The organism is Saccharothrix sp. NRRL B-16348, assembly GCF_001280085.1.
GTDB lineage: Bacteria > Actinomycetota > Actinomycetes > Mycobacteriales > Pseudonocardiaceae > Actinosynnema.
The window spans coordinates 105,649-129,875 of the sequence record NZ_LGED01000221.1 but is presented as its reverse complement, the minus strand read 5'-3'; the positions used below and the strand labels follow the sequence as shown (position 1 = coordinate 129,875).

General features: G+C 72.4%; 22 protein-coding genes. 10 read left to right on the top strand and 12 right to left on the bottom strand.

Annotated elements, in window-relative coordinates:
• The first annotated feature begins 371 nt into the window (after positions 1-371).
• The gene (locus ADK67_RS32325) at positions 372-1,967 is read left to right on the top strand and encodes a pectate lyase family protein (RefSeq protein ID WP_053720339.1); all 1,596 of its coding nucleotides are present in this window, start codon (positions 372-374) and stop codon (positions 1,965-1,967) included.
• A 43-nt stretch (positions 1,968-2,010) separates the two neighbouring features.
• On the opposite strand, the gene ADK67_RS32320 is transcribed toward ADK67_RS32325, so the two are convergent.
• From ADK67_RS32320 to ADK67_RS32310, 3 genes are all read right to left on the bottom strand, one after another.
• The gene (locus ADK67_RS32320; RefSeq protein WP_053720338.1) at positions 2,011-3,369 is read right to left on the bottom strand and encodes a sensor histidine kinase; all 1,359 of its coding nucleotides are present in this window, start codon (positions 3,367-3,369) and stop codon (positions 2,011-2,013) included.
• Complete coding sequence (locus ADK67_RS32315; RefSeq protein ID WP_053720337.1) at positions 3,366-4,037, bottom strand: response regulator transcription factor; 672 nt, start codon at positions 4,035-4,037, stop codon at positions 3,366-3,368. The genes ADK67_RS32320 and ADK67_RS32315 overlap by 4 nt, the downstream gene beginning before the upstream one ends.
• A 264-nt stretch (positions 4,038-4,301) precedes the next feature.
• Positions 4,302-5,021, bottom strand: a complete 720-nt coding sequence (locus ADK67_RS32310) for an alpha/beta fold hydrolase (RefSeq protein ID WP_053720336.1) — start codon at positions 5,019-5,021, stop codon at positions 4,302-4,304.
• A 94-nt stretch (positions 5,022-5,115) separates the two neighbouring features.
• Here ADK67_RS32310 and ADK67_RS32305 point away from each other — a divergent pair, with 94 nt between their 5' ends.
• A complete protein-coding gene (locus ADK67_RS32305) occupies positions 5,116-6,666 on the top strand; it encodes an alpha/beta fold hydrolase (RefSeq protein WP_231648441.1) in 1,551 nt (516 codons plus the stop codon).
• Between the two features lie 51 nt (positions 6,667-6,717).
• On the opposite strand, the gene ADK67_RS32300 is transcribed toward ADK67_RS32305, so the two are convergent.
• From ADK67_RS32300 to ADK67_RS32285, 4 genes are all read right to left on the bottom strand, one after another.
• The gene (locus ADK67_RS32300; RefSeq protein ID WP_053720335.1) at positions 6,718-7,647 is read right to left on the bottom strand and encodes an AEC family transporter; all 930 of its coding nucleotides are present in this window, start codon (positions 7,645-7,647) and stop codon (positions 6,718-6,720) included.
• A 16-nt stretch (positions 7,648-7,663) separates the two neighbouring features.
• Entirely contained in the window at positions 7,664-8,800 is a 1,137-nt protein-coding gene (locus ADK67_RS32295; RefSeq protein WP_053720334.1) for an L-talarate/galactarate dehydratase, read from the bottom strand.
• Positions 8,801-8,830: 30 nt separating this feature from the next.
• On the bottom strand, positions 8,831-9,739 hold the full coding sequence (gene kdgD / locus ADK67_RS32290; RefSeq protein WP_053720333.1) for a 5-dehydro-4-deoxyglucarate dehydratase: 909 nt from the start codon (positions 9,737-9,739) through the stop codon (positions 8,831-8,833).
• Between the two features lie 71 nt (positions 9,740-9,810).
• Entirely contained in the window at positions 9,811-10,704 is an 894-nt protein-coding gene (locus ADK67_RS32285) for a LysR substrate-binding domain-containing protein (protein ID WP_053720332.1), read from the bottom strand.
• A 46-nt stretch (positions 10,705-10,750) separates the two neighbouring features.
• Between ADK67_RS32285 and ADK67_RS32280 the strand changes: the two genes are divergently transcribed.
• The gene (locus tag ADK67_RS32280) at positions 10,751-11,539 is read left to right on the top strand and encodes an endonuclease/exonuclease/phosphatase family protein (RefSeq protein WP_053720331.1); all 789 of its coding nucleotides are present in this window, start codon (positions 10,751-10,753) and stop codon (positions 11,537-11,539) included.
• Here the strand turns inward: ADK67_RS32280 and ADK67_RS32275 are convergent.
• Positions 11,527-12,054, bottom strand: a complete 528-nt coding sequence (locus ADK67_RS32275; protein WP_231648444.1) for a hypothetical protein — start codon at positions 12,052-12,054, stop codon at positions 11,527-11,529. The two genes, ADK67_RS32280 and ADK67_RS32275, sit on opposite strands and share 13 nt — an antisense overlap.
• Positions 12,055-12,148: 94 nt before the next feature.
• Between ADK67_RS32275 and ADK67_RS32270 the strand changes: the two genes are divergently transcribed.
• From ADK67_RS32270 to ADK67_RS32250, 5 genes are all read left to right on the top strand, one after another.
• Positions 12,149-12,826, top strand: a complete 678-nt coding sequence (locus tag ADK67_RS32270) for a GNAT family N-acetyltransferase (protein WP_053720329.1) — start codon at positions 12,149-12,151, stop codon at positions 12,824-12,826.
• A gap of 143 nt (positions 12,827-12,969) precedes the next feature.
• Positions 12,970-13,638 (top strand): polysaccharide deacetylase family protein, encoded by a 669-nt coding sequence (locus tag ADK67_RS32265; RefSeq protein ID WP_053720328.1) that lies wholly within the window; start codon positions 12,970-12,972, stop codon positions 13,636-13,638.
• A 13-nt stretch (positions 13,639-13,651) separates the two neighbouring features.
• Positions 13,652-14,905: an SGNH/GDSL hydrolase family protein gene (locus ADK67_RS32260; RefSeq protein ID WP_231648440.1), complete on the top strand. Its 1,254-nt coding sequence runs from the start codon at positions 13,652-13,654 to the stop codon at positions 14,903-14,905.
• A 196-nt stretch (positions 14,906-15,101) separates the two neighbouring features.
• Complete coding sequence (locus ADK67_RS32255) at positions 15,102-16,334, top strand: sialidase family protein (RefSeq protein WP_053720326.1); 1,233 nt, start codon at positions 15,102-15,104, stop codon at positions 16,332-16,334.
• A gap of 161 nt (positions 16,335-16,495) precedes the next feature.
• Positions 16,496-16,738: a heavy-metal-associated domain-containing protein gene (locus tag ADK67_RS32250; protein ID WP_053720325.1), complete on the top strand. Its 243-nt coding sequence runs from the start codon at positions 16,496-16,498 to the stop codon at positions 16,736-16,738.
• A gap of 51 nt (positions 16,739-16,789) precedes the next feature.
• Here ADK67_RS32250 and yczR read toward each other — a convergent pair whose 3' ends face one another.
• Entirely contained in the window at positions 16,790-18,187 is a 1,398-nt protein-coding gene (gene yczR / locus ADK67_RS32245; RefSeq protein WP_053720324.1) for an aminotransferase-like domain-containing protein, read from the bottom strand.
• 63 nt (positions 18,188-18,250) lie between these two features.
• Between yczR and ADK67_RS32240 the strand changes: the two genes are divergently transcribed.
• Positions 18,251-19,408, top strand: a complete 1,158-nt coding sequence (locus ADK67_RS32240) for a trans-sulfuration enzyme family protein (RefSeq protein ID WP_053720323.1) — start codon at positions 18,251-18,253, stop codon at positions 19,406-19,408.
• 47 nt (positions 19,409-19,455) lie between these two features.
• Here ADK67_RS32240 and ADK67_RS32235 read toward each other — a convergent pair whose 3' ends face one another.
• Positions 19,456-20,340, bottom strand: a complete 885-nt coding sequence (locus ADK67_RS32235) for a LysR family transcriptional regulator (RefSeq protein WP_053720322.1) — start codon at positions 20,338-20,340, stop codon at positions 19,456-19,458.
• A 69-nt stretch (positions 20,341-20,409) separates the two neighbouring features.
• Here ADK67_RS32235 and ADK67_RS32230 point away from each other — a divergent pair, with 69 nt between their 5' ends.
• Positions 20,410-21,288, top strand: a complete 879-nt coding sequence (locus tag ADK67_RS32230; RefSeq protein WP_063797797.1) for an EamA family transporter — start codon at positions 20,410-20,412, stop codon at positions 21,286-21,288.
• A 24-nt stretch (positions 21,289-21,312) separates the two neighbouring features.
• Here the strand turns inward: ADK67_RS32230 and ADK67_RS32225 are convergent, their stop codons facing one another.
• Positions 21,313-22,776: a non-reducing end alpha-L-arabinofuranosidase family hydrolase gene (locus tag ADK67_RS32225; RefSeq protein WP_082404141.1), complete on the bottom strand. Its 1,464-nt coding sequence runs from the start codon at positions 22,774-22,776 to the stop codon at positions 21,313-21,315.
• A gap of 273 nt (positions 22,777-23,049) precedes the next feature.
• Positions 23,050-24,087, bottom strand: a complete 1,038-nt coding sequence (locus tag ADK67_RS32220; protein ID WP_157620976.1) for a LacI family DNA-binding transcriptional regulator — start codon at positions 24,085-24,087, stop codon at positions 23,050-23,052.
• Positions 24,088-24,227 lie beyond the last annotated feature (140 nt).

Sequence of the window (24,227 nt, the reverse complement as noted above, 5' to 3'; positions counted from 1 at the left end):
GACTGGCCCGCCATCCGCGCCCAACACGTCTTCCACACCCTCGCCCACACCTACCAACAACCCGCACACACCATCGCCGAAACAGTCCTCCACACCATCCCGCTCGACGCCCCCTGAATACCCGTTCACGGGTTTCGGGCCTGTCGCGGTTGACCTGGCGTTGACGTCCCGGAAACGAAGCTCTACCTTCGCGTCAAGGATTCGGAGCACTTCCGAGAGCGTGCCGCCAACCGCCGCCTCCGTTTGTCGGCCACCGTTGCCCCAGTGCGTCCACACCCACGTTCACCAGCGTGAACGCATTCACCACCGTGAACGCCGAAGGGTCGACGGAATCGGGCGCGAGAACGCCCGGTGCAGCACAGGAGGCTTCTTTGAGCAAGCACGGGAGATTAGCGTCGCTCGCCGCGGTGGCGAGCGCATTCGTGGTCGCGGTGGCGGTTCTGCTGGTGCCCTCGGCATCGGCCGCGACGTTGTTCGACGACAACTTCGAGGACGGCAACTCCACCGGCTGGAGCTCGAGCGGCGGCAGCTGGACCGTGGTCGCCGACGGGACGCGGGCCTGGCGCCAGTCCGGCACCAGCTCCGACGCCAGGGCAGCGGCGGGCACGGTCTGGGCCGACCAGTCGGTGCAGGCCCGGGTCAAGCCCACCGCGTTCAACGGCTCGAACCGGCACGTCGCCGTGACGGCCCGCGTGCAGAACACGGGCAACTACTACTACCTGGCCCTCACCAACGCCGGCACCGCCGTGCTCGGCAAGCGGGTCGGCGGCGCGCACACCGCCCTGGCCACCGCACCCGTCACCGCGGCCGTCGGCGCCTGGCACACCGTGCGGCTGGAGGCGTTCGGCAGCACGCTGCGCGGTTTCGTGGCCGGCGCGCAGGTCGTGACGGCGACCGACGCGGCGTTCGGCAGCGGCCGGATCGGCGTGGCCACCTACTACGCGGCGGCGACGTTCGACGACGTGCTGGTGACCGACGTGGCCGGACCCGGCGGGCCGACGAGCACCACGACCACGACCACCACCTCGCACCAACCCGGCGCCTGCGACACATCGGCCCGCCCGGCCGGGTTCGCCTCGGTCACCGCGTGGGGCCAGAGCGGCACGACCGGCGGCGCGGGCGGACCCACGATCGAGGTCGACACGGCGGCGGAGTTCCTGGCCGCGATCGCCCGGACCGGACCGCTGACCGTCTGCGTGCGCGGCATGATCGCGCTGCCCGGACCCATGCACAACGTCACGTCGGACAAGACGATCGTCGGCATCGGGTCGGCCTCCGGCTTCACCGGCGGCGGGCTGAACATCGGCCTGCCGCCCTCCGACGTCACCACGCCGCCCGCCGACGCGGTGCACAACGTCATCGTCCGCAACCTGGTGTTCCGCGGCTGGGCCGACGACGCGATCAACGTGCAGATGTTCTCCCACCACGTGTGGATCGACCACAACGACCTGTCCGACGGCTACGACGGCGTCATCGACATCAAGCGGGGCTCCAGCTACGTCACCGTGTCCTGGAACCACGCCCACAACCACAGCAAGAACATGCTGCTCGGCCACGACGACGACAACGGCGCCCAGGACGTCGGCCGGCTGAAGGTGACCTACCACCACAACTGGTTCGACAGGACGCCGCAGCGCAACCCTCGGGTCCGGTTCGGCGAGCCGGTGCACGTGTTCAACAACTACTACCTCTACAACACCGACGTCGGCGTGGCGTGCCAGGCGGACTCGGGCTGCGTCGTCGAGGGCAACTACTTCGAGGACGTCGAGGAGCCGGTGAGCAACAGCTACGCCGGTCCGGGCGGGCGGTGCGTGGCGCGGAACAACGTGTTCGTCGGCGAGTCGGGCCAACCCGACTGCGGCGGCACCGTGCAGGAGCCGCGCGACTACTACTCCTACACGCTCGACGACCCGAACACGGTGAAGGCCACCGTCATGGCCGGCGCGGGCGTCGGCAAGGTCGGCTGACCGGCACACGGCGTGGCCGGCCCCCGGTCGGCCACGCCGTTCGTCAGGCGGCGCGCAGCACGATCCGGACGCACAGCCCGCCGTGCTCGGCCTCGTGCAGGCTCGCGGCGCCGCCGTCGTCGGACACCAGCTGCTTGACGATCGCCAGCCCGAGACCGGAACCGGAGCGACCCGTCAGCCCGGGACCGCGCCAGAACCGGTCGAACGCGCGCTGCCGGTCGGCGGCGGGCAGGCCCGGACCCCGGTCGACCACCTCGATCACCGCCCGGCGCGCCTCCAGCCTGCTCACCACCGTGATCGTGGCGTGGTCCGGCGACACGGCGAGCGCGTTGGACAGCACGTTGTCCAGCACCTGCTCCAGGTGACCGTGCCCGACCAGCGCGCGCAGCTCGGGGTCGGCCGCGTCGTGCCGGAGCCGGATGCCGCGCTCCTCGGCGGCGGCGCGCCAGGTGTCGAACCGGCCGGCCACCACGTCGGCGATCCGGACCGGTTCCGGCGTGGCCACGGTGGCCTCGGCCCTGGCGAGCGTGAGCAGGCCGTTGACCAGCCTGCTCATCCGCACCACCTCGGCGGTGGCGTGGTCGACGTCCTCGCGCACGTACGGGTCGTCCACGCCGTCGGCGATGTTGTCCAGCGACAGGCGCAGCGCGGTGAGGGGAGTGCGGAGCTGGTGGGAGGCGTCGCCGATGAACGCGCGCTGCGAGCCGACGAGGGTGCCGATGGTCTCCGTCGCGGTGTTGAGGGTGCCGGCCAGCGTCCGGGTCTCCGGCGGACCGGTCTCCTCGACCCGCGCGGTGAGGTCGCCGTCGCGCAGCCTGCCCGCCATCCGGTTCAGCTCGCGCAGCGGGCGGGTGAGCCGGCGGGCGAGCAGGAAACCGACCACGGCCGCCGCGATCAGCACCGTGACGGCCAGGGCCGCGCGGAAACCCCAGATCTGCCACAGCCGGGTGCTCAGCGGCCCCGACGGGTAGCTGATCCGGACCGCGCCGACGACCGTGCCGTCCGAGGACCTGGCGGGCACGGCCAGCACGAGACCTTCGGCGCCCAGCGCCTCGGCGTCACGCCACCGCAGGGACTCGCGACCGTCCAACGCCTCGGTGAACGCCGGGTCGTCGGTGGCGACGGGCAGCGGCAGCGGGTCGACGGCGGTGCGTGCGGCGGACAGCACGTCCAACCGGCCGGGCGTCTGCCGCTCGTAGGCGTCGACCAGGCTGGCCAACGCCTGGCGGGACGGCGCGTCGTCGGTCGCCAGGAGCAGCGCGGCCGTCGCCGCCTCACGCCGGGCGGAGTTCTCCTCGTCGCGGTACAGCTGGTCGGTGAGCGTGAACGCCACCGGGACGGTGAACGCGGCGATCGCCACCAGCACCAGCAGCACGTAGCTCGCGACCAGCTGGCGGATCACGTCAGCACCAGCCGGAAGCCGACCCCGCGCACGGTTTCCACCGCGACCGCGTCACCGAGCTTGCGGCGCAGCGCGCCCACGTGCACGTCGAGGGTCTTGGTGGAGCCGAACCAGTTGGCGTCCCACACCGCCTCCATGATCTGCTCGCGGGTGAACACCGCGCCGGGCGCCTCGGCGAGGAACGCCAGCAGGTCGTACTCCTTGGGGGTCAGGGTCACCTCGATGCCGTCGACGTGCACCCGCCGTGCCCGGTGGTCGATCGTGAGCCGGTTCGGCCGGGCGTCGTCCGACCGGGTGGGGTCGGGCTGGGGCATCGCGGGCCGGACCCGCCGCAGCACCGCGCGCATCCGGGCGATCACCTCGCGGACGCCGAACGGCTTCGACACGTAGTCGTCCGCGCCGATCTCCAGCCCGACCACGCGGTCCGTCTCGTCGGACCGCGCGCTGATCACGATGATCGGCACGTCGCCGCGGGCACGCAGCTCGCGGCACACGTCCAGCCCGTCCATGTCCGGCAGACCGAGGTCGACCAGCACCATGTCGGTGGGCTCCGCCGCCAGCGCCTCGGCGCCGGTGCGCACCCACTCGACGTCGAACCCGTACCGGCCCAACCCGCGCGCGAGCGACTCGGCGATCGGCTCGTCGTCCTCCACCAGCAGCACCCGCATACCCGGAATCCTTCCACCACCGCGCGTGTCGAACCTCCAGGTGCCGCGTGTCGAACCCTCAGGTCGCGCGTGTCGAACCTCCAGGTGCCGCGTGTCGTCCACTCAGGACCCCCGAATTCCACCTTCGGGACACGGCCGAGCGACCCGGGGCGAACGCGAACGTGGAACTCGCGGGTCCTGAGGGTTCGACACGCGGGTCCTGAGGGTTCGACACGCGGGTCCTGAGGGTTCGACACGCGGGTGGTGGAGGTTCGGCACGCACGGTCAGGAGACGGCGGTGACGGCGGCGAGGATCTGGTCGGCGACCTCGGTCGGGCGGGAGAGGGCGATGGCGTGCGAGGCCTCCACCTCGACGGTGGTCGAGCCCAGCCGAACGGCGGCGGCACGCTGCGAGTCCGGGTTGATCGCGTTGTCGGCCGTCGCCACCACGAACCACGACGGCAGAGTCTTCCACGCGGGCTCGACGGACAGCGGCTCGCCGAGGGCACGGGCCGCGATCGGGCGCTGGCTGACCGCGGCGGTGGCGGTGACCTCGTCCGGCAGGTCGGCGGCGAACACGCTCGCGAACGCGTCACGGCGGATCGTGAACTCCGTGTCGTCGCCGTCGCCATCAGGGAACTGCTGCGGCACCAGGGACGTGTTCAGCTCCACCGGCGCGAACTCCTCGACCGAGCTCAACGCGCTCTCGCCCTTGTCGATGCCGAACGCCGCCACGTACACGAGGGCCTTGGCGTTCGGCGTCTTGGCGGCGGCGTGCGTGATCACCGGGCCGCCGTACGAGTGGCCGACGAGCACGACCGGCCCGTCGACCTGGTTGGCGACGCTCGCCACGTAGTCGCCGTCGTGCGCCAGCCCGCGCAACGGGTTGCTCACCGCGAGCGCCTCCACGCCACGCGCCCGCAGCAGGTCGATCACCTTGGCCCAGCTGGAGCCGTCGGCGAACGCGCCGTGTACCAGGACGACGGTGGGGTTCTGGCTGGTCATCGTGTGCTCCTCGGGTCTTCGTGCGGGTCGATGCCATAAAACTAGTACCCGATTGAATTGCGCACAAGGTATCTGCACCGTGACGATCTTCACGGTGGCTCGTTGGATCCACTGCGCGACCCAGCGCGCCTTGATCAACCGGAGGTCCCCGATGCGCCTGGTGATGGCACTCGTAGTCGCGGCCGTCGCGCTGACCCCTCCCGCCGCCGCGAGCGCCGATCACCCCGCGCCGGACCACGTCTGCGTCGCGAGCGTGCCGGAGACCGATCCGCTGGAACCCGGACCGGTGACCATCTGCGTCAGCGTCTTCAAACCCGCCGCAGCCTCCCGCGACCACCGGGTGCCGGTGCTCCTGCACAGCCACGGCTGGGGCGGCAGCCGCACGTCCGCGCCCGGCTCGTTCCAGCGGTACCTCGACGCGGGGTTCGGCGTGGTCAGCATCGACCAGCGCGGTTTCGGTGAGAGCGGCGGCAAGGCGCACGTGGAGGACCCCGCGTTCGAGGGCGAAGACGTCATCCGGGTGATCGACCACGTCGCCACGCTCGACTGGGTCCGCCGCGACGGGCCGGGCGACCCGGTCCTCGGCGCGGTCGGCGGCTCCTACGGCGGCGGCTTCCAGTTCGCCGGCGCGTTCACCGAGATCATGAAGACCGGCCGCACCCGGTTCGACGCGCTCGCGCCCCAGATCACGTGGCACTCCCTCAACGACAGCCTCGCCCCGCGCGGAGTCGTCCGCACCACCTGGGTCACCGCCCTGTACGCCGCCGCGCTCGACGCGCACACCTCCACGCTGCACGCCGGCTACGCCGAAGGCCTGCTCACCGGCAACTGGCCCGCCACCATGGACGAGTTCTTCCGCGACAACGGCCCCGCGCACCACGTCGCCGCCGGCCGCCGACTCGACATCCCCGTGCTGCTGCGCCAGGGCATCAGCGACAACCTGTTCCCGCTGGACCAGGCGATCGACAACTTCGACCGCGCGCTGACCGACCGCGCCCGGGCGAACAGCCTGCTCATCGGCTACAACGGCGGCCACGCGCTGCCCAGCACGATCCCCCTCGGGCACGCCGTCGCGGGTGACGCGTGCTCCGCGCGGCACGGCGGCTACGACGAGCTCGAACTGCGGTTCCTCGCCGAGAACCTGCAAGGCGCGCCGCGCACGATCACCGGCCACGGCCGCTACCAGCTCATGACCGCCGAGGGCGGCTGCGTCACCGTCGACTCCGTCGCACCGACCACCACCGCCGCCCTGCCGGACATCGTGACCACCGCCGGCGTCGGCCTGCCCCAGGCGATCAAGATCGCGGACGGCCCGCTCACCGTCGCCGGGTCGCCGACGCTCCACGCCGTCGTCAGCACGCTCGGCCTGGACAGCCGCGCGTTCTTCGCCCTCAGCGCCGGCACCTCGCCCCTGACCGCCAAGGTGATCCAGAACAACGTGCTGCCGCACCGCGAGCCGAGCCTGAACCTGGGCAGCCGCCGCACGATCGAGCTGCCCGCGGTCGCCGCGACGATCCCGGCCGGCCAGTCGCTGTTCCTCACCGTCACCCCGGTCTCGGACATGTTCGTCCTGCACGGCAGCCGCACGCCGGGCGCGATGGTGCTGCGGGACGTCACCGTGCGCCTGCCCGCGAGCCGCACCTGAGCCACCGGCGGAGCGAGTGCCGCGGCCGGCCGGGTTTCCGCGCGGTCGAGGTCAGCCGAGGACGACGGCGATCCCGGTGAGGACCGGCACGGACAGGACGGTGGTGAGCAGCACGACGTCGCGGGCGAGTTCGGCGCCGCGGTCGTAGGCAGTGGCGTAGACGAACACGTTCTGCGCGGTGGGCAGCGCCGCGGCGATGGTGACGGCCAGCAGCGACGGGTCGTCCAGGTGGACCACCCAGCGGCCCGCGGCGTAGGCCAACGCGGGCTGCACCACCGTCTTGAGCGCGACGACCAGCCACACCTGACCGGCCGTGCCGCCGGACGCCGGGCGTGGCGCACCGTGCAAGCTCGCGCCGTAGGCGAGCAGGGCGGCCGGGACGGCGAGGTCGGCGAGCAGCTCGACCGGCCGCAGCACGGGGGCCGGGGGCATCCAGTCGACGGCGGCCAGCGCCAGCCCCAGGGCGCAGCCGATCACCAGGGGAGTGCGCAGCGGCTGGGTCAGAAGCCGCGTGCGGGTCGGTGCGTCCTGGCCGGGATCGCGTGACGCGGCCAGCACGGTCAGGCCGATCGGCGCCAGGACCAGCACCTGGAACAGGAGCACGGGGGCCACGAGCGAGGCGTCGCCGAGCACGTACACGGCGATGGCGACGCCGAGGTTGCCCGCGTTGACGTAGGACGACGCGAGCGCGCCGGTCGCCAGGTGACCGGCGCGCGGCCGCCAGCGCCACCGCGCGACGGCGAGGTAGAGCAGGGCGCACACCACCGCGCTGCCCGCCGTGGCCACCAGCGTGGTCGACAGCAGCACGGCCGGGTCCGCCTCGGCGAGGGTGAGCAGCAGCAGCGCCGGCGTCGCGATGAAGTACGACAGCCGGGACAGCACGCCGGCCGCACCCTCGCCGAGCACGCGGGCACGGCCGGCGGTCCAGCCGACCGCGATCACCGCGACGAGGGTGGCGAAACCGGCCAGGACCGCGTTCACCCGGGGTTCGCGCGCGTCACCGGGGCGTGTCGACCGTGGCGGTGTCGACGGTCCAGGCGCGGGTCTGGTCGGTGAGCGTGACGCCCAGGCCGGGCCGGTCGGACAGGTGCATCCGCCCGTCCCGGGTCTCCAGCCGTTCGTTGAACAGCGGGTGCAGCCAGTCGAAGTGCTCGACCCACGGCTCGCGCGGGTACGCGGCGGCGAGGTGGACGTGGATCTCCATGGCGAAGTGGGGCGCGAGCTGGAGGTGGTGGTGCTCGGCGAGGGTGGCCAGCTTGAGGAACTGGGTGATGCCGCCGACCCGGGGCGCGTCCGGTTGCAGGACGTCCACGGCGCCGGCCCGGATCAGCTCGTAGTGCTCGGCGACGCTGGTCAGCATCTCGCCGGAGGCGACGGCGGTGGTCAGCGACCGGGCCAGCTCGGCGTGACCCTCGACGTCGTAGGCGTCCAGCGGTTCCTCGATCCAGACCAGGTCGAACTCCTCCAGCGCCCGGCTGACGCGCATGGCGGTGGGGCGGTCCCACTGCTGGTTGGCGTCGACCATCAGCGGCACGCCGCCGCCGAGGTGCTCGCGGACGGCCGCGACCCGGCGCAGGTCTTCCGGCCAGTCCGGCAGGCCGACCTTGATCTTGATGCCGCCGACGCCGGAGTCGAGCGTGCGGTCGGCGTTGTCCTTGATCTGGTCGACGGTCTCGTGCAGGAAGCCGCCGGAGGTGTTGTAGCAGCGCACGGAGTCGCGGTGCGCGCCGAGCAGCTTCGCCAACGGCAGGTTCGCGCGTTTGGCCTTCAGGTCCCACAGCGCGATGTCGAACGCGGCCAGCGCCTGCGTGGCCGCGCCGCTGCGCCCGACCGACGCGCCGGCCCAGACCAGCTTGGTCCACAGCCTGCCGATGTCGTTGGGGTCCTCGCCGATCAGGTCCGGCGCGACCTCGCGGGCGTGCGCGAACTGGGCGGGCCCGCCGGCGCGCTTGGAGTAGCCGAACCCGACGCCCTCCAGCCCGGCTTCGGTGCGGATCTCGGCGAACAGCATCGCGACCTCGGTCATGGGCCGCTGCCTGCCGGTGAACACCTTGGCGTCGCTGATCGGGGTCGGCAGGGGCAGGGTCACCGACGACAACGTCACGGCGCGGATCCGGTCGGAACTGGCGGACATCGGGCTCCTTCTCCTCGGGCGATCAGGCGATCAGGCGATCCGCTCGACCAGGGCGGTGAGGCGGGCGAGCTCGTCGTCGGCCAGGTCGGTCAACGGCGGGCGCACCCGGCCGCCGTCCCGGCCGACCGCCGTCAGCCCGGCCTTGACGATCGACACCGCGTACCCGCGCTCCCGGTCGCGGATGTCCAGGTAGGGGATCACGAAGTCGCGCAGCATCCCGTAGACGGCGGTCCGGTCCTGGGCGCGGACGGCGGCGTAGAACTTGAGCGCGAACTCGGGCACGAAGTTGAACAGCGCCGACGAGTACGTGGTGACGCCGAGCTGCAGCAGCGGCAGGGCGAACGTCTCCGCGGTCGGCAGGCCGCCGATGTAGAGCAGCCGGTCGCCGACGCGGGCGTAGGTGCGGGTCAGCTGCTCGACGTCGCCGACACCGTCCTTGAGCCCGATCAGGTTGGGGTTGCGGTCCGCCAGCTCGGCGACCGTCACATCGGTCAGCACGGCGTTCGCGCGGCTGTAGACGATCACGCCGAGCCCGGTGGCCCGGCACACCGCCGAGACGTGCTCGACCAGGCCCCGCTGACCGGCCTCGGTGAGGTAGGGCGGGAACAGCAGCACCCCGGACGCGCCCGCGGCCTCGGCGGCACGCGCCTGCGCCACGGACACGGCGGTGGCGCCGGTCGCCGGTGCGACCACGGGCACCTTGCCGCCGACCTCGTCCACGGCGACGCGGACCACCTGGTCGATTTCGGCGGGTGTCAGCGAGAACCCCTCGCCCGTGCCGCCCGCGGCGAACAGGCCGGCCACGTCGAAGCCCGCCTGCCAGGCCAGGTGCGCGCGGTAGCGGTCCTCGTCGAACCGCAGCTCGGCGTCGAAGTGGGTGACCGGGAAGGAGAGCAGCCCGGAGGCGAGTCGGTCGGCGAGAGCGGCTGGGTTCGTCACGGCTCCACCGTATGGACCAGGGGTGATGCCTGTCCAAGAGTTATTTAGCATTGCTCAATACCTGTGGTGCATCACTCGAACGGCGTGCGGCCCTCCAGGACGCTCAGGATCCGCCACAGCGCCGGGTTCGCCGACGCCTTCAACCACAGCAGGTGCAGTTCCACCGGCGCGTCCACCGCCGTCTCCAGCCGGACGAACTCGACGTTGTCCAGCCGCAGCCGCGCCGCCGACTCCGGCACGAACGCGACACCCCGGCCGGCCGCGACCAGCCAGAGCATGGTGAGCACCTGGCCGACCGTGTGCACGGTGTTCTCCGGCGCGATCGGCACCGTCCGCACGACCAGGTCGTAGAAGTACCGCGCGTCCGTGGGTGAGTGCATGATGACCGGCTCGCGGACCACGTCGGCCGCCGTCGCGTCACGTCCCAACGTGGGCAGGCGGTGACCGCCGGGCACGGCGACCAGCAGCCGTTCCCGGTGCAGCAGCCGTGAGCCGAACGTCGAGTCGTCGAACGGCGGCCGGCCGAGCCCGAGGTCGATCTCCTCGTTGACCAGCCCGGACACCTGCTCCCGGGTGACCAGCTCGACCAGCTCCACGTCCACGTCCGGCAGGTGCGCGGCCAGCTCGTCCAGCAGCCGGCCCAGGATGCCGTAGGTCGCCGCCGCGGTGAACCCGATCCGCACCACGCCGCTCGACCCGGACGACACCCGCCGGGCCAGCTCGGGCGCGGTCTCGGCCAGCGACAGCAGCCGCCGTGCCTCGACCAGGAACACCTCGCCCGCCGCGGTGAGGGTGACCCGCCGGTTGTCCCTGATCAGCAGCTGCGCGCCGACCGCCCGTTCCAGCTTCTGGATCTGCCTGCTCAACGGCGGCTGCGTCATCGCCAGCCGGGCGGCGGCACGGCTGAAGTGCAACTCCTCGGCGACGGCTACGAAACCCCGTAGCTGCTCCAGCGTGAACGCCATGCGTGGAAGGTATCAACCCTGGTCACGCCACGTTTGGCGTGTGAGCATGGTCGACATGGGCCTCCCACGCCGCACCACCGGTCTCGTCCTGGCCGCGTTCCTGCTCTGCGGGCTGGTGACCGCGCCCGCGACCGCCGCGACCGCGTTCAAGGTGTTGCAGCTGAACCTGTGCAACAGCGGCGTCGCCGGTTGCTACCAGGGCGGGCTGGCCGTGGGCGAGGCCGTGACGATGATCCAGCGCCGCGTGCCGGACGTGGTGTCGGTGAACGAGGTGTGCCTGTCCGACCTGCCCCGGCTGACCGCCGCCGTCGGCGCCACCGCCGAGTACCGGTTCGCGTTCGCGCGCCGGAAGTCCACCGACTCGAACATCGAGTGCACGGACGGCCGGGGCGCGTACGGCAGCGGGATCATCGTCAAGGAGGGCATCAGGACGAGCGGCAACGGCACGTACACCGCGCAGGACAGCGGCAACGAGGTCCGGGCCTGGGCGTGCGCCCTGAGCGACGTGCGCGGTTTCACCGCCTGCACCACCCACCTGAGCACGACCGGGACGACGGCGTTGGCGCAGTGCCGGGAACTGGTGCCGGCGACCGTCCTGTCCTACGACCCGACCGGCTCCGCGACGACCAGGCACGTCGTGGTCGGCGACCTGAACCTGAAGTACAGCCCGGGCTCGGCGACGAACGCCCAGAACTGCGTCCCCTCGGGCTGGTTCCGCAAGGGCGACGGCGACGTGCAGCACGTCATCGCCCGCACCCTGACGTTCGTGTCCACCCAGGTGTACGCCATGTCCCGCACGGACCACCCGGCGTTCGTCGTCAACTACACCTTCTGATCCGACGCGCCGAGGGCCGCGCGGAGCACCCGAACGGCCTTCGGGCCGACGCCGTGCATGGCCAGCAGTTCGGCGTCGGTCAACCGGGCGACTTGGGCCAGCGTCGTCACGCCGGCACTGGTGAGCGCCTGCGTGGCGGGCTTCCCGATGCCCTTGGGCAGGTCCCCGACCTCGCCGGCGGCCACGGTGCCCGCCGCGGCGACCTGGGCCGCGAGACGCTTCGGCGCAAGCCCGAGCCAAGCCTGCCGCACCCAGTGGTTGAGCTGCTGACCGCCGATGTCCACCAGCGGGACGCGCACGCCGGCCGACGTCGCGCCGCGGGCCGGCCGTTCGGCGGTCGGGTGCGCCGCGAGGAACGCGTCCGCCTCCGCCGCCGGGAGGTGCAGGTGGACGTGGCCGTGCTCGTCCACCCAGGCGAACCGCTCGTCCCGCACGGTGAACGCGACCCGGCCGTCCCCGAGATCGTGCCGCACCACCTCGGGCAGGGACAGCGCGGTCTTGCGCAGTTGGGCCATCGTCGTCACGCAGGGATTCCACCACGACGTGCTCGCGGCCCGCGGTCCAGTCTCCGCCGGACCCCCGCCCGGCTACTGCCATATAGTTGCAACAATGACGACGAGTTCGACCTCGACGGGCGCGAGCCTCTCCGACCTGGTCCGCCGCTGGGAGCGGGGGTGGAGCGTGTGCCGTGGCTGGGCCCGGCCGCGGGAAGCCGGCGACGCCCTGCACCTGCTCCAACACCGCCCCGGACGCCACCGGGAGATCATCGCCCTGCGCCCGGACGACGTGACCGGTCTTCGCGCCCTGGCCGACGAGGCCGTCGGCGCCGAGGAGGCGACCTGGCTGACCGTCCCCACCACCCGGCCCGACGAGGTCGAAGAGGTGCTGCGCCACGCCGGTCTCCACCTCAAGACCGCCCGCGAGTGGCTGATGACCCGTTCCCTGGCCGACCACCCGCGCCCCGAGGTCCCGACGCACTACCGGGTCGCCACCTCGGCGGCGGAAGTCGTCGTGGTCGACGTCCGGCACGAGTCCGACGAGCAGGCCGCGAGTGGTCAGCTGGCCGTCACCGACCGGGACGCCGTCTTCGACCGGATCGAGACCGCCTCGGCTCACCGCCGCCGGGGCCTGGGCAGCGTGGTGATGGGGACCCTGGTCGGGCAGGCGGTCGCCCGCGGCGCGCGCCACGGCGTCCTGGTCGCCAGCGTGGCAGGTCAGGCGCTCTACGCGTCCCTGGGATGGGAGACGCGGGCGGCGGTGGTGATCGCCACCAACCACCCCGGGTGAGCCCGCCCGCGGTGTCCGTCGAGCGTGCCGATTTCCCTTGCGGTGACGGCCAGTTGAGACCCGAAACTTCCGCGAAACGTCTGGTAGGCGGGTTGATCCCGACCGGATAGTGACAGCGCTCGTCCGACGGAAGGGGTTTCACGATGCGGTGGAGAACGGTGTTGCTGACCACGGGCCTGGTGCTCGGCTTGAGCTCGGCGCCGGCGAGCGCGGCCGAACCGGTGATCGTCGACTCCACCAAGCACGGTGGCCGCACGGTCGCGTTCACCTTCGACGATGGCCCCAACCCGGCCGACACCCCGCGCCTGCTCGAAGTGCTGCGCCGCCACCACGTCAAGGCCGTGTTCTGCCTCTGGGGCGACTACGTCGAGGCCAACCCGCAGCTGGTGCGCAAGATCGTCGCCGGCGGGCACATCCTCTGCAACCACAGCATGCACCACGACAACATGGGCGAGTGGACGTCCGAGCAGATCGAGGCCGACCTGAGGCAGACCAGCGCCGCCATCCACCGCGCCGCGCCGGGCGTGCCGATCCGCTACTTCCGCGCGCCCTACGGCAGCTGGGGGCAGAGCCCGCAGGTCGCGGCCAAGCTCGGCATGACCTCGCTCGGCTGGAAGCTCGCCATCGGCGACTGGGAGCCGCCGGGCGTCGACGAGCTGGTGCGCCGGGTGAAGGACGGCCTCACGGACGGCGCCGTGGTCCTCATGCACGACGGCCCGAACGAGCGCGGCCAGACCGTGGACGCGGTGGCCCGGCTGATCCCCGAACTGCGCGCCGACGGCTGGCGCTTCGACCGTCCCGCCCGCCGCTGAGGGGTCCGCAACCGTGAAGCGTTCGATGACGGCGGCGTTGGCCGCCCTGCTGCTCCTGCTGCCGACCACGGCCTCCGCGTCGCCGCGGTCGACCTGGGTCGGCGCCTGGGCGACCTCGCCCACCACCGTGCCCGCCTCCGACACCACGGCGTTCGAGGACCAGACCCTGCGCCAGGTCGTGCACCTCAGCGTCGGCGGCAGCTCGGTCCGCGTGCGGCTGTCCAACGAGTTCGGCGCCGAGCCGCTGGTGATCGGTGAGGCGCACGTCGCACGGCGGGCGGGCACCGGTTCGTCGGTCCAGCCCGGCAGCGACCGGCGGCTGACGTTCGGCGGCCGGCCGTCCGCGACCCTGCCGCCCGGCACGCCGCTGCTCAGCGACCCGGTGGCGCTGCCCGTCGAGGCCGACTCCGACCTCGTGATCAGCATCCACCTGCCGCGGCGCACGCCCGGCAACACCGTGCACGCGTTCCCCTACCAGGACGGGTACGTGGCGGCGGGCAACGTCACCGGCCGCGCGGAGATCACCCCGACCGCCGTGCTCGGCAAGTGGCACTTCCTCACCGGCGTCAGCGTCACGGGCGCCAAGCGCGGCTCGACCGTGGTGGCGTTCGGCGACTCCATCACCGACGGCGCGGAGACCACCCGCGGCGCGAACCGGCGTTGGCCCGACGTCCTCGCCCGGCGGTTCCAGGACGAGCGCGGGCTGCGGCACCTCGGCGTGGTGAACGAGGGCATCAGCGGCAACCGGCTGCTGCACGACCCGAACCCGCCCGTCGGCCACCCGGCGGAGGGCTACGCGGCGTACTTCGGGCAGGCCGCGCTGCGCCGCTTCGACCGTGACGTGCTGGCCCAGCCCGGTGTCGGGCACGTGGTCGTGCTGCTCGGCGTCAACGACCTCGGCCACCCCGGCACGAGCGCGCCGCTGTCGGAGAAGGTGACGGCGCAGGACATCATCGGCGCGCACCGGCAGCTGATCGCCCGCGCCCACGCGCAGGGCCTGCGGATCCACGGCGGCACCATCACGCCGTTCCGCGACGACACGTTCGGCTTCTTCAGCCCCGAGAACGAGGCCGCGCGCCAAGCCGTCAACCACTGGATCCGCACCGGCGGCGAGTACGACGGCGTGATCGACTTCGACCGCGCCGTCCGCGACCCGGCACAACCCGACCGCCTGCTGCCCGCCTACGACAGCGGCGACCACCTCCACCCGAACGACGCCGGCATGGCCGCGATGGCGGCGGCCGTGCCACTGCGCCTGTTCCGGTGACGACCGCGGGGCCGCCTCCGACACCGGGCGGCCCCGCACCCCGCGTTCGACGACGACCGCTCGCCCACCGTGGGTGAAGCGGTCGTCGTCACGCGTCGTTCACGCCGCGGCCAACCCTGGGTGGTTACGAATTTTCGTGATCCTGGCTATGTTGGGCCAGAAGTTTCGTCTGAGCCCGGACCGGGGGAGTGCCCAGATGTCGCTGTTGCGGACGTGCGGTGTGGTCGTCGCCTTGTTGGTCGCCACCGCGGCGCCCGCGTCGGGGCAGCAGGCCTCTGCGGCGCAGTCGCACTCCGAGAAGGTCATCTTCGACGGCGGCGGCTCCGACGTGCTCAACGGGCTCCGGTACCACTCGTTCCGCATCCCGTCGTTGATCCGCACGAACACCGACCGGCTGATCGCGTTCGTCGAGGGCCGTGCCGCGGACAACGCCGACTTCGGCAACATCAACCTGGTCTACAAGGTGTCCGACGACAACGGCGCGACCTGGTCGACCCTGCGCGAGGTGGTGGGCGCAGGCCAGGGCACGTGGGGCAACCCCACCGCGGTGGTCGACCGCTCCAACAACAAGATCTGGCTGTTCCTCAACCACCAGCCCGAGGGGCACTCGCCGGTGGACTCGTGGGACGACCGGCAGGTGTGGCTGACCTCCAGCGCCGACAACGGCAACACCTGGGCGGCGCCGGCGAACATGTCCGCCACCCTCAAGCCCCGGACGCTGGCCGACGGCCGGAGCTGGAACTGGGACGCGGTCGGTCCCGGCGTCGGCGTCCAGACCACCTACCGCAACGCCGGCCGCCTGGTGATCCCCGCGCAGCACCGCAACATCTACAGCGACGACCACGGCGTGACGTGGAAGTCGGCGCCGCTGCGCACCACCACGGGCGCGGCGATGGAGCAGACCGGCGAGTCCACCGTGCTGGAGCTGTCCAACGGCGAGCTGTACCGCAACGACCGGCCCACGTCGGCGACCGCGGCGATCCAGGAGCGGCGCTGGGTCACCCGCGGCACGATCGAGTCCGGCTTCCGGCCGTTCGCCCCGGCGAGCTGCCTGCTCGACCCGGTGAACGAGGGCTCGACCATGCGCTACAACGCCGACGCGCCCGCCCGGCTGGCGTTCGTGAACTCCGCCAGCACCGAGACCCGCACCAAGATGCGGATCCGGATGAGCGAGGACGAGGGCCGCACCTGGGCCTACAGCCGACCGTTCTCGGACGCGCCGCTGCCGGGCGAGGGTGGCAGCTACCGCGAGGGCGGCTACTCCAGCATCGTCAAGACCGCCGACTACCACGTCGGCGCGTTGATCGAGGTCAACGAGAACACCTCGTCGAGCTCCACCTCGCACCGCTCGATCGCGTTCCGCAAGGTGAACCTCCCGTGGATCCAGGGCGGCGTCCGGGACGCGGGCTGCGACGGCGGCATCTCCTGACGCGGGGCCGCCGCGCGGTGGCCTCCCCGAGTGATCCGCGACGCCGGGTGGATGTGACCGCCCGCCGCGAACAGCGCAATCTGCGAGAGGTTCGGCCGCGGCACGGGCGGTAGGCTCGGTGTCATACCCCTGGTGGGTATGGAAGCGGAGGATGGACCGCAATGTCCGAGCAGAATGGCGCGCTCTCCGACGAGGCGCAGCAGGCCGGGATCGACTTCGTGGTCAAGGGCATGACCTGCGAGGGGTGCGCGGCCAACGTGACCAACGCGGCCCGGCGGGTGGCCGGTGTCACCAGGGTCAAGCTCGACCTCGACGCCGCCACGCTGCGCGTCGTGGGCTCGACCGACGTCGAGGCGATCACCGCCGCGGTCAAGGGCGCGGGCTACGTGCTCGAACGCGCGTGAAGCCAGGTCGGCGCCGCCGCGGCCACGGTGGCGCCGACCATTCCCGGCTCGCTAGACCGACATCGACGGCACGAGCGGCCGGCGGGTCGACTCGGCGCCGAAGGCGCGCCAGGCGGCGGCCAGCGCGGCCACGGCGGCGCTGATCACCGGCGGTTCGGCGGTGAACGGCAGCCGCAGCCGGTCGGCGCTGCCGCCGGTCGGGTCGAGCGAGCCGCCGGGCAGCACGGCCACCCCGTGCCGCAACGCCACCTGGGCGTACGACGCGGCGTCCGAGCCGGGCAGCCGCACCCACAGCGTCTGGCCGCCCTCGGCGTGCGCGAACTCCCACTCCGGCAACTCCTCGCGCAACCGCGCGCACAGGTGGTCGTGCTGCCGCCGCAACGCCGTGACGCGCTCCGACCGCACGGCGGCGAAGTCCGCCAGCAACTCGACCGCCGCCCACTGGTCCAGCACCGCGCTGCCCAGGTCGTGCACCGCCTTGAACCGCGCCAGCCGGGCGACGAGCGCCGCGTCGGCCCGCACCCAGCCGACCCGCAGCCCGCCCCACACCACCTTGCTCAGCGACCCCACCGTGATGACGCCGGGAACGGGCGGCGGCGCCGGGGCGCCGCTCAGGTCCAGGTCGGCCAGCACCTCGTCGAACACCAGCGGCACGTCGCCGGCCGACCGGATCAGGCGCGCCCGCTCCAACGGGCTCATCGACGAGCCGGTGGGGTTGCGGAACGCGGGCATCGCGTACACCAACGCCGGCGTGCCGCGGCCCAGCGCGCCCGCGAGGTCGTCGTCCGCGCGGACCACCGCGCCGACCTCCCGGAACAGGTCCAGCGCCCCGGGGTACGTCGGCGCCTCCACCAGCACCTCGTCACCCGGCCGCACGAGCGCGCGCGTCAGCAGCGCCAACGCCTGCTGCGCCCCCGTCGTCACCAGGACCTGGCCCGCGGTCGTCGGCACGCCGAGGTCGCGGTACCGGGCGGCGAGCGCCGCGCGCAACGCCGGGTGCCCGGACGGGTGGTAGCCCAGGTCCTCGCCCGCCAGCCGGTCCACCGCCCGGCGCTGCGCCTCGACCAGCCGCGCGGGCGGGGTCATCGGCCCGGCGCAGGCGAACTGGAGCACGCCGTCGGGCGGTTCCAGCAGGTTCACGAACATCGGGTTCGCGGTCTCCTCGCGCGCCGCCGCACGGCCACCCGACGACACCCACGTGCCGCTGCCGCGCCGCCGGTCCAGCCGACCCTCCTGCCGGAGCAGGTCGTACGCCGCGATCACGGTCGTCCGCCCGACGGCGAGACCCGAGGCCAGCGACCGATCGGGCGGCAGCAGGGTCCCCGGCGGCAGCAGCCCTTCGTCGATCAGCTCGCGCAGCCGTGCCGCCAGGAGCAGGTACAGCGAGCCGCGGCCGGCGGACCAGCGCCCGAGCCTGCCCGCCAGGTCGTCCACGGAGATTGGCTTCATGATGAGACCAATCTAGGCGAATTGGCTCTCAAGCCACACCGCTTCATGACCGATGCTCGCTTCATGCACGCTGACACCCGCCTCGCCCGCACCTCGGTTCCCGCGCTGACCAGCACGCCCTTGTCCGTGCCGCTCTACCAGACCTCCAGCTTCGCGTTCGACGACCTCGACAGCCTCGCCGACGGGATGAACAGGCCGGACGGCGCGTTCGTCTACACGCGGTTCGGCAACCCGACCGTGCGGGCGCTGGAGAACGCCGTGGCGTCGCTCGAAGGCGGCACGGCGGCGTTGGCCACCTCGTCGGGCATGGGCGCGATCAACGCCGTGCTGCTCGCCAACCTCGGGTCCGGCGACCACATGATCGCCCAACGCGCGCTCTACGGCGGCACGCTCGCCCTGCTGCGCGACCTGGAGGAGCGGTGGGGCGTCGCGGTCACGTACGTCGGCGGCCACGACCCGGACGAGGTGCGCGCGGCGCTGCGGCCGGAGACCAAGGTGCTCTACCTGGAGACCATCGCCAACCCCACCAGCCACGTCAGCGACCTGCCCGCCCTCGGCGCCGCCGTGCCGGACGCCGTGCTGGTGGTCGTGGACAACACGTTCGCGTCGCCCCTGCTGTGCCGCCCGATCGAGCACGGCGCGGACGTCGTCGTCCACTCGACCACCAAGTACCTCGGCGGGCACAGCGATGTGACCGGCGGCGTCGCGGTGTTCGCCGACGACGCCCGGTACCGCTCCACCTGGAAGCACTCGGTCGAACTGGGCGTCACACCCGACCCGTTCGCGGCCTGGCTCACGATCCGCGGCCTGCGCACCCTGGCGCTGCGCGTCCGCAAGCACGAGGAGAACGCCGAAGTCCTGGCCCGCCGCCTGGCCGCGCACCCGGCGGTGCGGGTGGTGCACTGGCCCGGCCTCGACACGCACCCCAGCCACGCCGTGGCGACCCGGTTCATCGACGGGTTCGGCAGCACGTTCTCGTTCGACGTGGCGGACGTGGAGGCGGGCCGGAAGTTCGTCACCGGCGTCGAGCTGGTCCGGCTCGCGCCGTCGTTGGGCGGCACGGAGACGTTGGCGCTGCACCCGGCCAGCACGTCGCACCGGCAGCTGGACGAGGAGCAGCTGACCGCGAGCGGCATCACCGGCGGCACGATCCGGCTGTCGGTGGGCATCGAGGACGCCGACGACCTGTGGCAGGACATCGCCCAAGCCCTGGAGCGTTGACCGCGCGCCGCGCCAATCCTCTTGCGCTACAACGCCTTCCGCTATCCCTACCGCACCGTCCCGCCGGCCGCGCGGTAGAGCTCGGCGACCAGGCCGACGACGTCCTGGTTGGCCGGGTGCGGGTCGTCACGCCACCAGACCAGCCACACCGGGATCGGCGGCGCGTCGCGCAGGCGGCGGAAGACGATGCCGGGACGCCGGTACTGGGCGAGCGTGCTCTCGGCCGTGACGCCGACGCACCGACCGGTGGCGATCACGGCCAGCCAATCGTCCACGTCGTGCGTCTCCTCCACCTGGGGACGGTGGTCGGGTGGCCACAACTCGGGCGTGGTCGTGCCGGTGCGCGGGTCGACGGCCAGGATGCGGTCGCTGAGGTCGTTGAGGCGCAGCAGACGGCGGCGGGCCAGCGGGTCGTCCGCGGCCAAAGCGCAACAACGCGATTCGAGACCGACGACGGCCCGGTCGAATCGCTTGGTGTCGAACGCGGCGGTGTCGGACGGCGTCCGCACGACGGCCAGGTCGCACGCCCCTTCGGCGAGACCGCCCGTCGGCGAGTTCGTGCGCACCAGGTGCAGCGGGACGTCGGGGTGCCGTTCGGTCCAGCGGCGCTGGAACTCCAGGGTGTGCTCGCCCAAAGCGGCCCACGCGTGGCCGACGCGGAGCCTGCCGTGGCCCGTCCTCGCCTCACGTGCCAGGTCTTCGACCTCCGCGACCACCCGCCGCGCACGGGTCAGCACGCGCGCACCCGCGGCGGTGAGCACGACTTCCCGGCTGGTGCGGCGCAGCAGCCGGACGCCGAGCGCGTGCTCCAGCGCGGCCAGGGTCCGGGAGACGGCCGGCTGGGAGGTCCCGAGTTCCCGGGCGGCGTCGGTGAAGCCGCCCGAGTCGACGATCGCGATCAGGCAGCGGAGGTGCCGCAGCTCCACGTCCATGCGTCCAGCGTATAGATGCCGTGCAAGATGCATTTTGAGAATGCCGGCACACGGCGGACTCTTCGGGACGTGAAGACCAAAACACGCGCCAGACCCGTGCCGGCCCGTCGCGCCGCCGGTCTCGCGCTGATGCTCGGCAGCGGGCTGGCGAACCAGACCGGCGCGGCCGTCGGCGCCCTCGCGTTCCCGGTGCTCGGACCGGTCGGCGTGGTGGCGGTCCGCCAGTGGGTGGCCGGGGTGTTGCTGGTGCTCGTCGGCCGGCCGCGGCTGCGGTCGTTCACCCGGCGGCAGTGGTGGCCCGTGGTCGCGCTGGCCGCCGTGTTCGCCACGATGAACCTGTCGCTCTACAGCGCGATAGAGCGCCTGGGGCTCGGTCTGGCCGTGACGCTGGAGTTCCTGGGCCCGCTGGCGGTGGCGGTGGCCGGCAGCCGCCGCCCGAGCACGGTGGCGTGCGCGCTGCTCGCCGCCGCGGGGGTCGCGGTCCTGACCCGTCCCCAACCGTCCACGGACTACGTCGGCGTCGGCCTGGGACTGCTCGCCGCCGCGTGCTGGGCCGGGTACATCCTGCTCAACCGGGTCGTCGGCGCCCGGACGTCGGGCGTCGAGGGCTCGGCGGCGGCCGAGGCGCTGTCCGCCCTGGTGTACGTGCCGATCGGGATCGCGGCACTGGTCACGCACCCGCCGACGGTGTCCGCCGTCGCGTGCGCGGCCGCCGCGGGTCTGCTGTCGTCGGCCGTCCCGTTCCTGGCCGACCTGCTCGCGCTGCGTCGGGTTCCCGCTCACTTCTTCGGCGTCTTCATGAGCGTGAACCCGGTGATCGCCGCGATCATCGGCACGGTGGCGCTCGGCGAAGCGCTCGCTCCGGTCGACTGGCCGGCCATCGGGCTCATCGTCACGGCCAACACCGTCATCGCCGCCCGAACCGGCGCGCGCGGAACGCCGTCGTGACGTCCCGCGCCCGCCGTCGGGGGATCAGCAGGTGGAGTTGGTCTGGGTCAGCAGGCCCAGCCGCCAGGGCAGCCGGTTGTAGTCACCGCCCGAGTTGGGATCCATGCCCTGGTACAGGTACCGGAGGTTGCACGGGCTGATCTCCATGACCTGGTCGTGGCCGGAGCGGAGCATCTCGCCGTGGCTGATGTCGCGGGTCCAGGCGCCGTTCGGGAACGTGACGTTGTTGGCGCGGGCGAACGGGTTCGACTCGGAGTCGGCCAACGAAGTCCACGGCCCGGTGATCGCCGGCGCCGTCCAGGAGCGGAACCAGCGCCTGCCGTCCGAGCCGATGGCCTCGTGCACCAACAAATACTGGTTCCTGCCCGCGACCTTGTAGACGTTGGCCGCCTCGAACAGCCGGTTCTGGTTCGCGTCCTGCATGGCGATCACGGTGTTGGTGAACCCGTTGGGGTAGTTCGCGACCGTCGTCTCCGACCGGTACAGGTGGCCGTTGTCGTCGGACGAGAACAGGTAGCACTTCGCGGTGTCGCAGATGACCCAGAAGTCGACCCAGTAGCCGTCACCGATGTTGTCCCGGATGATCTGCGGCATCCCGTTGGCGTAGAACTTCTTCGGCGCGCTCCACGACCGCGGGTTGGCGATGTCGGTCGTGGTCGAGTACGCCGCGTTGTCACCGGTCTGGTAGACGAGGTACCAGAGGTTCTGCGGCGCGAAGAAGAACACGTGCGGCGCGGCCTTGTAGCCGGAGCCGACCGCGGTCGTGTCCAGGTAGGTGTGCGGCGCCGACGACGCCTGCGACCAGTCGCTGAAGCTCGTGTACATCAGGTTGTAGCCCGTGGTGTACGTCGAGGCGAACACGTGCCACTTGCCGTTGTGGTAGACCACGCTCGGGTCTTTCACCGCCACGTTGGCGTGCGTGGCGTCCGGCTTCGGGCTGATCAGGATCCCACTGGAGGACCAGCGGAAGCTCGACGGCAGGCTGCCGGTGGGCGCCGTGGTCGTCGTCGTGGGGCCGGTGGTCGTGCTGGTCGTGGTGCTGGTGGTCGTGGTCGTCGTGGGGCCGACGTCCCCGGTGCAGGCCGTGCCGTTCAAGGAGAACGCGGTCGGCGCGGGGTTGCTGCCGGTCCACGAGCCGTTGAAGCCGAACGCGACGCTCGCGCCGGTGGCGATGCTGCCGTTGTAGCTGACGTTCCTGGCGCTGACCTGGGCGCCGCTCTGCGTGACCGTGGCGTTCCACGCCTGCGTGACGCTCTGCCCCGCCGGGTACGACCAGGTGAGCGTCCACCCGGTGACGGGATCGCCGAGGTTGGTCACGGAGACGTTCGCGCCGAACCCGCCGGACCACTGCGAGGTCACCGAGTACTGGACCGAGCAGCCCGCCGCCTCGGCGGCTTGCGCGGACAGCGCGACGGTCGTGCCGGCCAGGGTCAACCCGGCGATGGCGAGGGCGGACAGGTGGGTGCGAAGTCGTGCGGGATGCCGCATCCCGGGACTCCTCTCCATGGGTGAGGGGCTGCGCTAATGGCTGTTAGCGTTAACAATTCAGGCGGCGGAACGCGGACCGCGACCTCTCGGTCACGGGGCCACGAGCACAGGCGGGGGGAGTGCGCCGGAACGAGGTGCGGGTCGTCGGAGGATCCCTCCGCGCCCGCTCGGTGCTCCGGCGCTGAAACCTTTAGCAGTATTGAGCGAAACAGTTCGGAAGACAAGGCCCGAAGGGACGCAGCCGCCGCGGTGGCCGTGACGTGCCCGGCGGGTTCAGGCGGGCGGTGCGGTGCTCTCGCGCACGACGAGCTCAGTGGCCAGCTCGACCCTGGGCTGGTCGGGCGTCCCACCCGCGGCGAGGGCGAGCAGCATCCGGGCGGCCGTCGCGCCCATCTCGGCCAACGGCTGCCGCACGGTCGTCATCGGCGGGCAGCACCAGCGGGTGTTGTCGATGTCGTCGAAGCCGACCACGCTGAGGTCCTGCGGAATGCGCAGGCCCAGCTGCCACGCCGCGGCGTAGACGCCGAGCGCCTGCAGGTCGTTGCCGCAGAGCACGGCGGTCGGCCGGTCCGGTCGGCCCAGCAGCTCACGGCCCAGTCGGCGGCCCTGTTCGAAGGTGAACTCACCCGTGCGCACGAGCCGGTCGTCGAGTGGCGAGCCCGCGGCGTCCATCGCGGCCCGGCAGCCCTCCAGGCGGGCGCGGGCGCCCAGGGAGCCGGTCGGTCCGCCGACCACGCCGATGCGCCGGTGGCCGAGGTCGAGCAGGTGCCGCGCGGCCGTGATGCCGCCGCTCCAGTTCGTCGCGCCGACCGACGGCACGGCGTGCAGCGGTTCGCCGGACGGGTCGAGCGCCACCAGCGGGATCGCGCTCGCGGCCAGCAGCGCGTGCTGCTCCGGCGTGAACGCCGCGTACACCGCGATCACCCCGACCGGGTGCCTGGCCAGCAACTTCTCGGCCCAGGTCCGGCCGGGGGACGTCGGCTCGACCACCTCGGTGAACGCGACGGCCAGCTCGTGCTCGCGCGCCACCGGTTCCACACCGCGCATGATCTCGACCGCCATGTGGCGTTCGAGCCCGTAGAACACCACTTCGAGGATGGCCGAGGGCGCGATGGCGTCCGGGCGCCGGTAGCCGTGCTCGCGCAACAAGGCCTCGACCCGTTGCCGCGTCTCGGACGCCACCCCCGCCCGGCCGTTCAGCACCTTCGACACGGTCGGCTTGGACACCCCGGCGAGCCGGGCGATCGTCTCGACCGTCAGCTCTCCCCGCCGCCGCCCCCGCCGCTGACCGTCCGCGATGCTCCCCGTCACGGCCGGAAGTGTACGGAGGCGGGGGGATCCACTCCTGTGGGTCGTTCAGCGCGGTATCGGCCGCCGTGGACGGTGTTACGGCCGCACTGCCCAGCAGCGCGACGCTCAACGCCGCCGTGACCAGGCTTCGGGTAAGCGCT

Bases quoted from the DNA above. Each gene is read 5' to 3' on its own strand.
- ADK67_RS32235 (WP_053720322.1), bottom strand. From the start codon at position 20,340: ATGGACGTGGAGCTGCGGCACCTCCGCTGCCTGATCGCGATCGTCGAC.
- ADK67_RS32255 (WP_053720326.1), top strand. From the start codon at position 15,102: ATGTCGCTGTTGCGGACGTGCGGTGTGGTCGTCGCCTTGTTGGTCGCC.
- ADK67_RS32270 (WP_053720329.1), top strand. From the start codon at position 12,149: ATGACGACGAGTTCGACCTCGACGGGCGCGAGCCTCTCCGACCTGGTC.
- ADK67_RS32250 (WP_053720325.1), top strand. From the start codon at position 16,496: ATGTCCGAGCAGAATGGCGCGCTCTCCGACGAGGCGCAGCAGGCCGGG.
- ADK67_RS32315 (WP_053720337.1), bottom strand. From the start codon at position 4,037: ATGCGGGTGCTGCTGGTGGAGGACGACGAGCCGATCGCCGAGTCGCTC.
- ADK67_RS32310 (WP_053720336.1), bottom strand. From the start codon at position 5,021: ATGACCAGCCAGAACCCCACCGTCGTCCTGGTACACGGCGCGTTCGCC.
- ADK67_RS32265 (WP_053720328.1), top strand. From the start codon at position 12,970: ATGCGGTGGAGAACGGTGTTGCTGACCACGGGCCTGGTGCTCGGCTTG.
- ADK67_RS32275 (WP_231648444.1), bottom strand. From the start codon at position 12,054: ATGGCCCAACTGCGCAAGACCGCGCTGTCCCTGCCCGAGGTGGTGCGG.
- ADK67_RS32225 (WP_082404141.1), bottom strand. From the start codon at position 22,776: ATGCGGCATCCCGCACGACTTCGCACCCACCTGTCCGCCCTCGCCATC.
- ADK67_RS32285 (WP_053720332.1), bottom strand. From the start codon at position 10,704: ATGGCGTTCACGCTGGAGCAGCTACGGGGTTTCGTAGCCGTCGCCGAG.
- ADK67_RS32240 (WP_053720323.1), top strand. From the start codon at position 18,251: ATGCACGCTGACACCCGCCTCGCCCGCACCTCGGTTCCCGCGCTGACC.
- ADK67_RS32280 (WP_053720331.1), top strand. From the start codon at position 10,751: ATGGTCGACATGGGCCTCCCACGCCGCACCACCGGTCTCGTCCTGGCC.
- ADK67_RS32295 (WP_053720334.1), bottom strand. From the start codon at position 8,800: ATGTCCGCCAGTTCCGACCGGATCCGCGCCGTGACGTTGTCGTCGGTG.
- yczR (WP_053720324.1), bottom strand. From the start codon at position 18,187: ATGAAGCCAATCTCCGTGGACGACCTGGCGGGCAGGCTCGGGCGCTGG.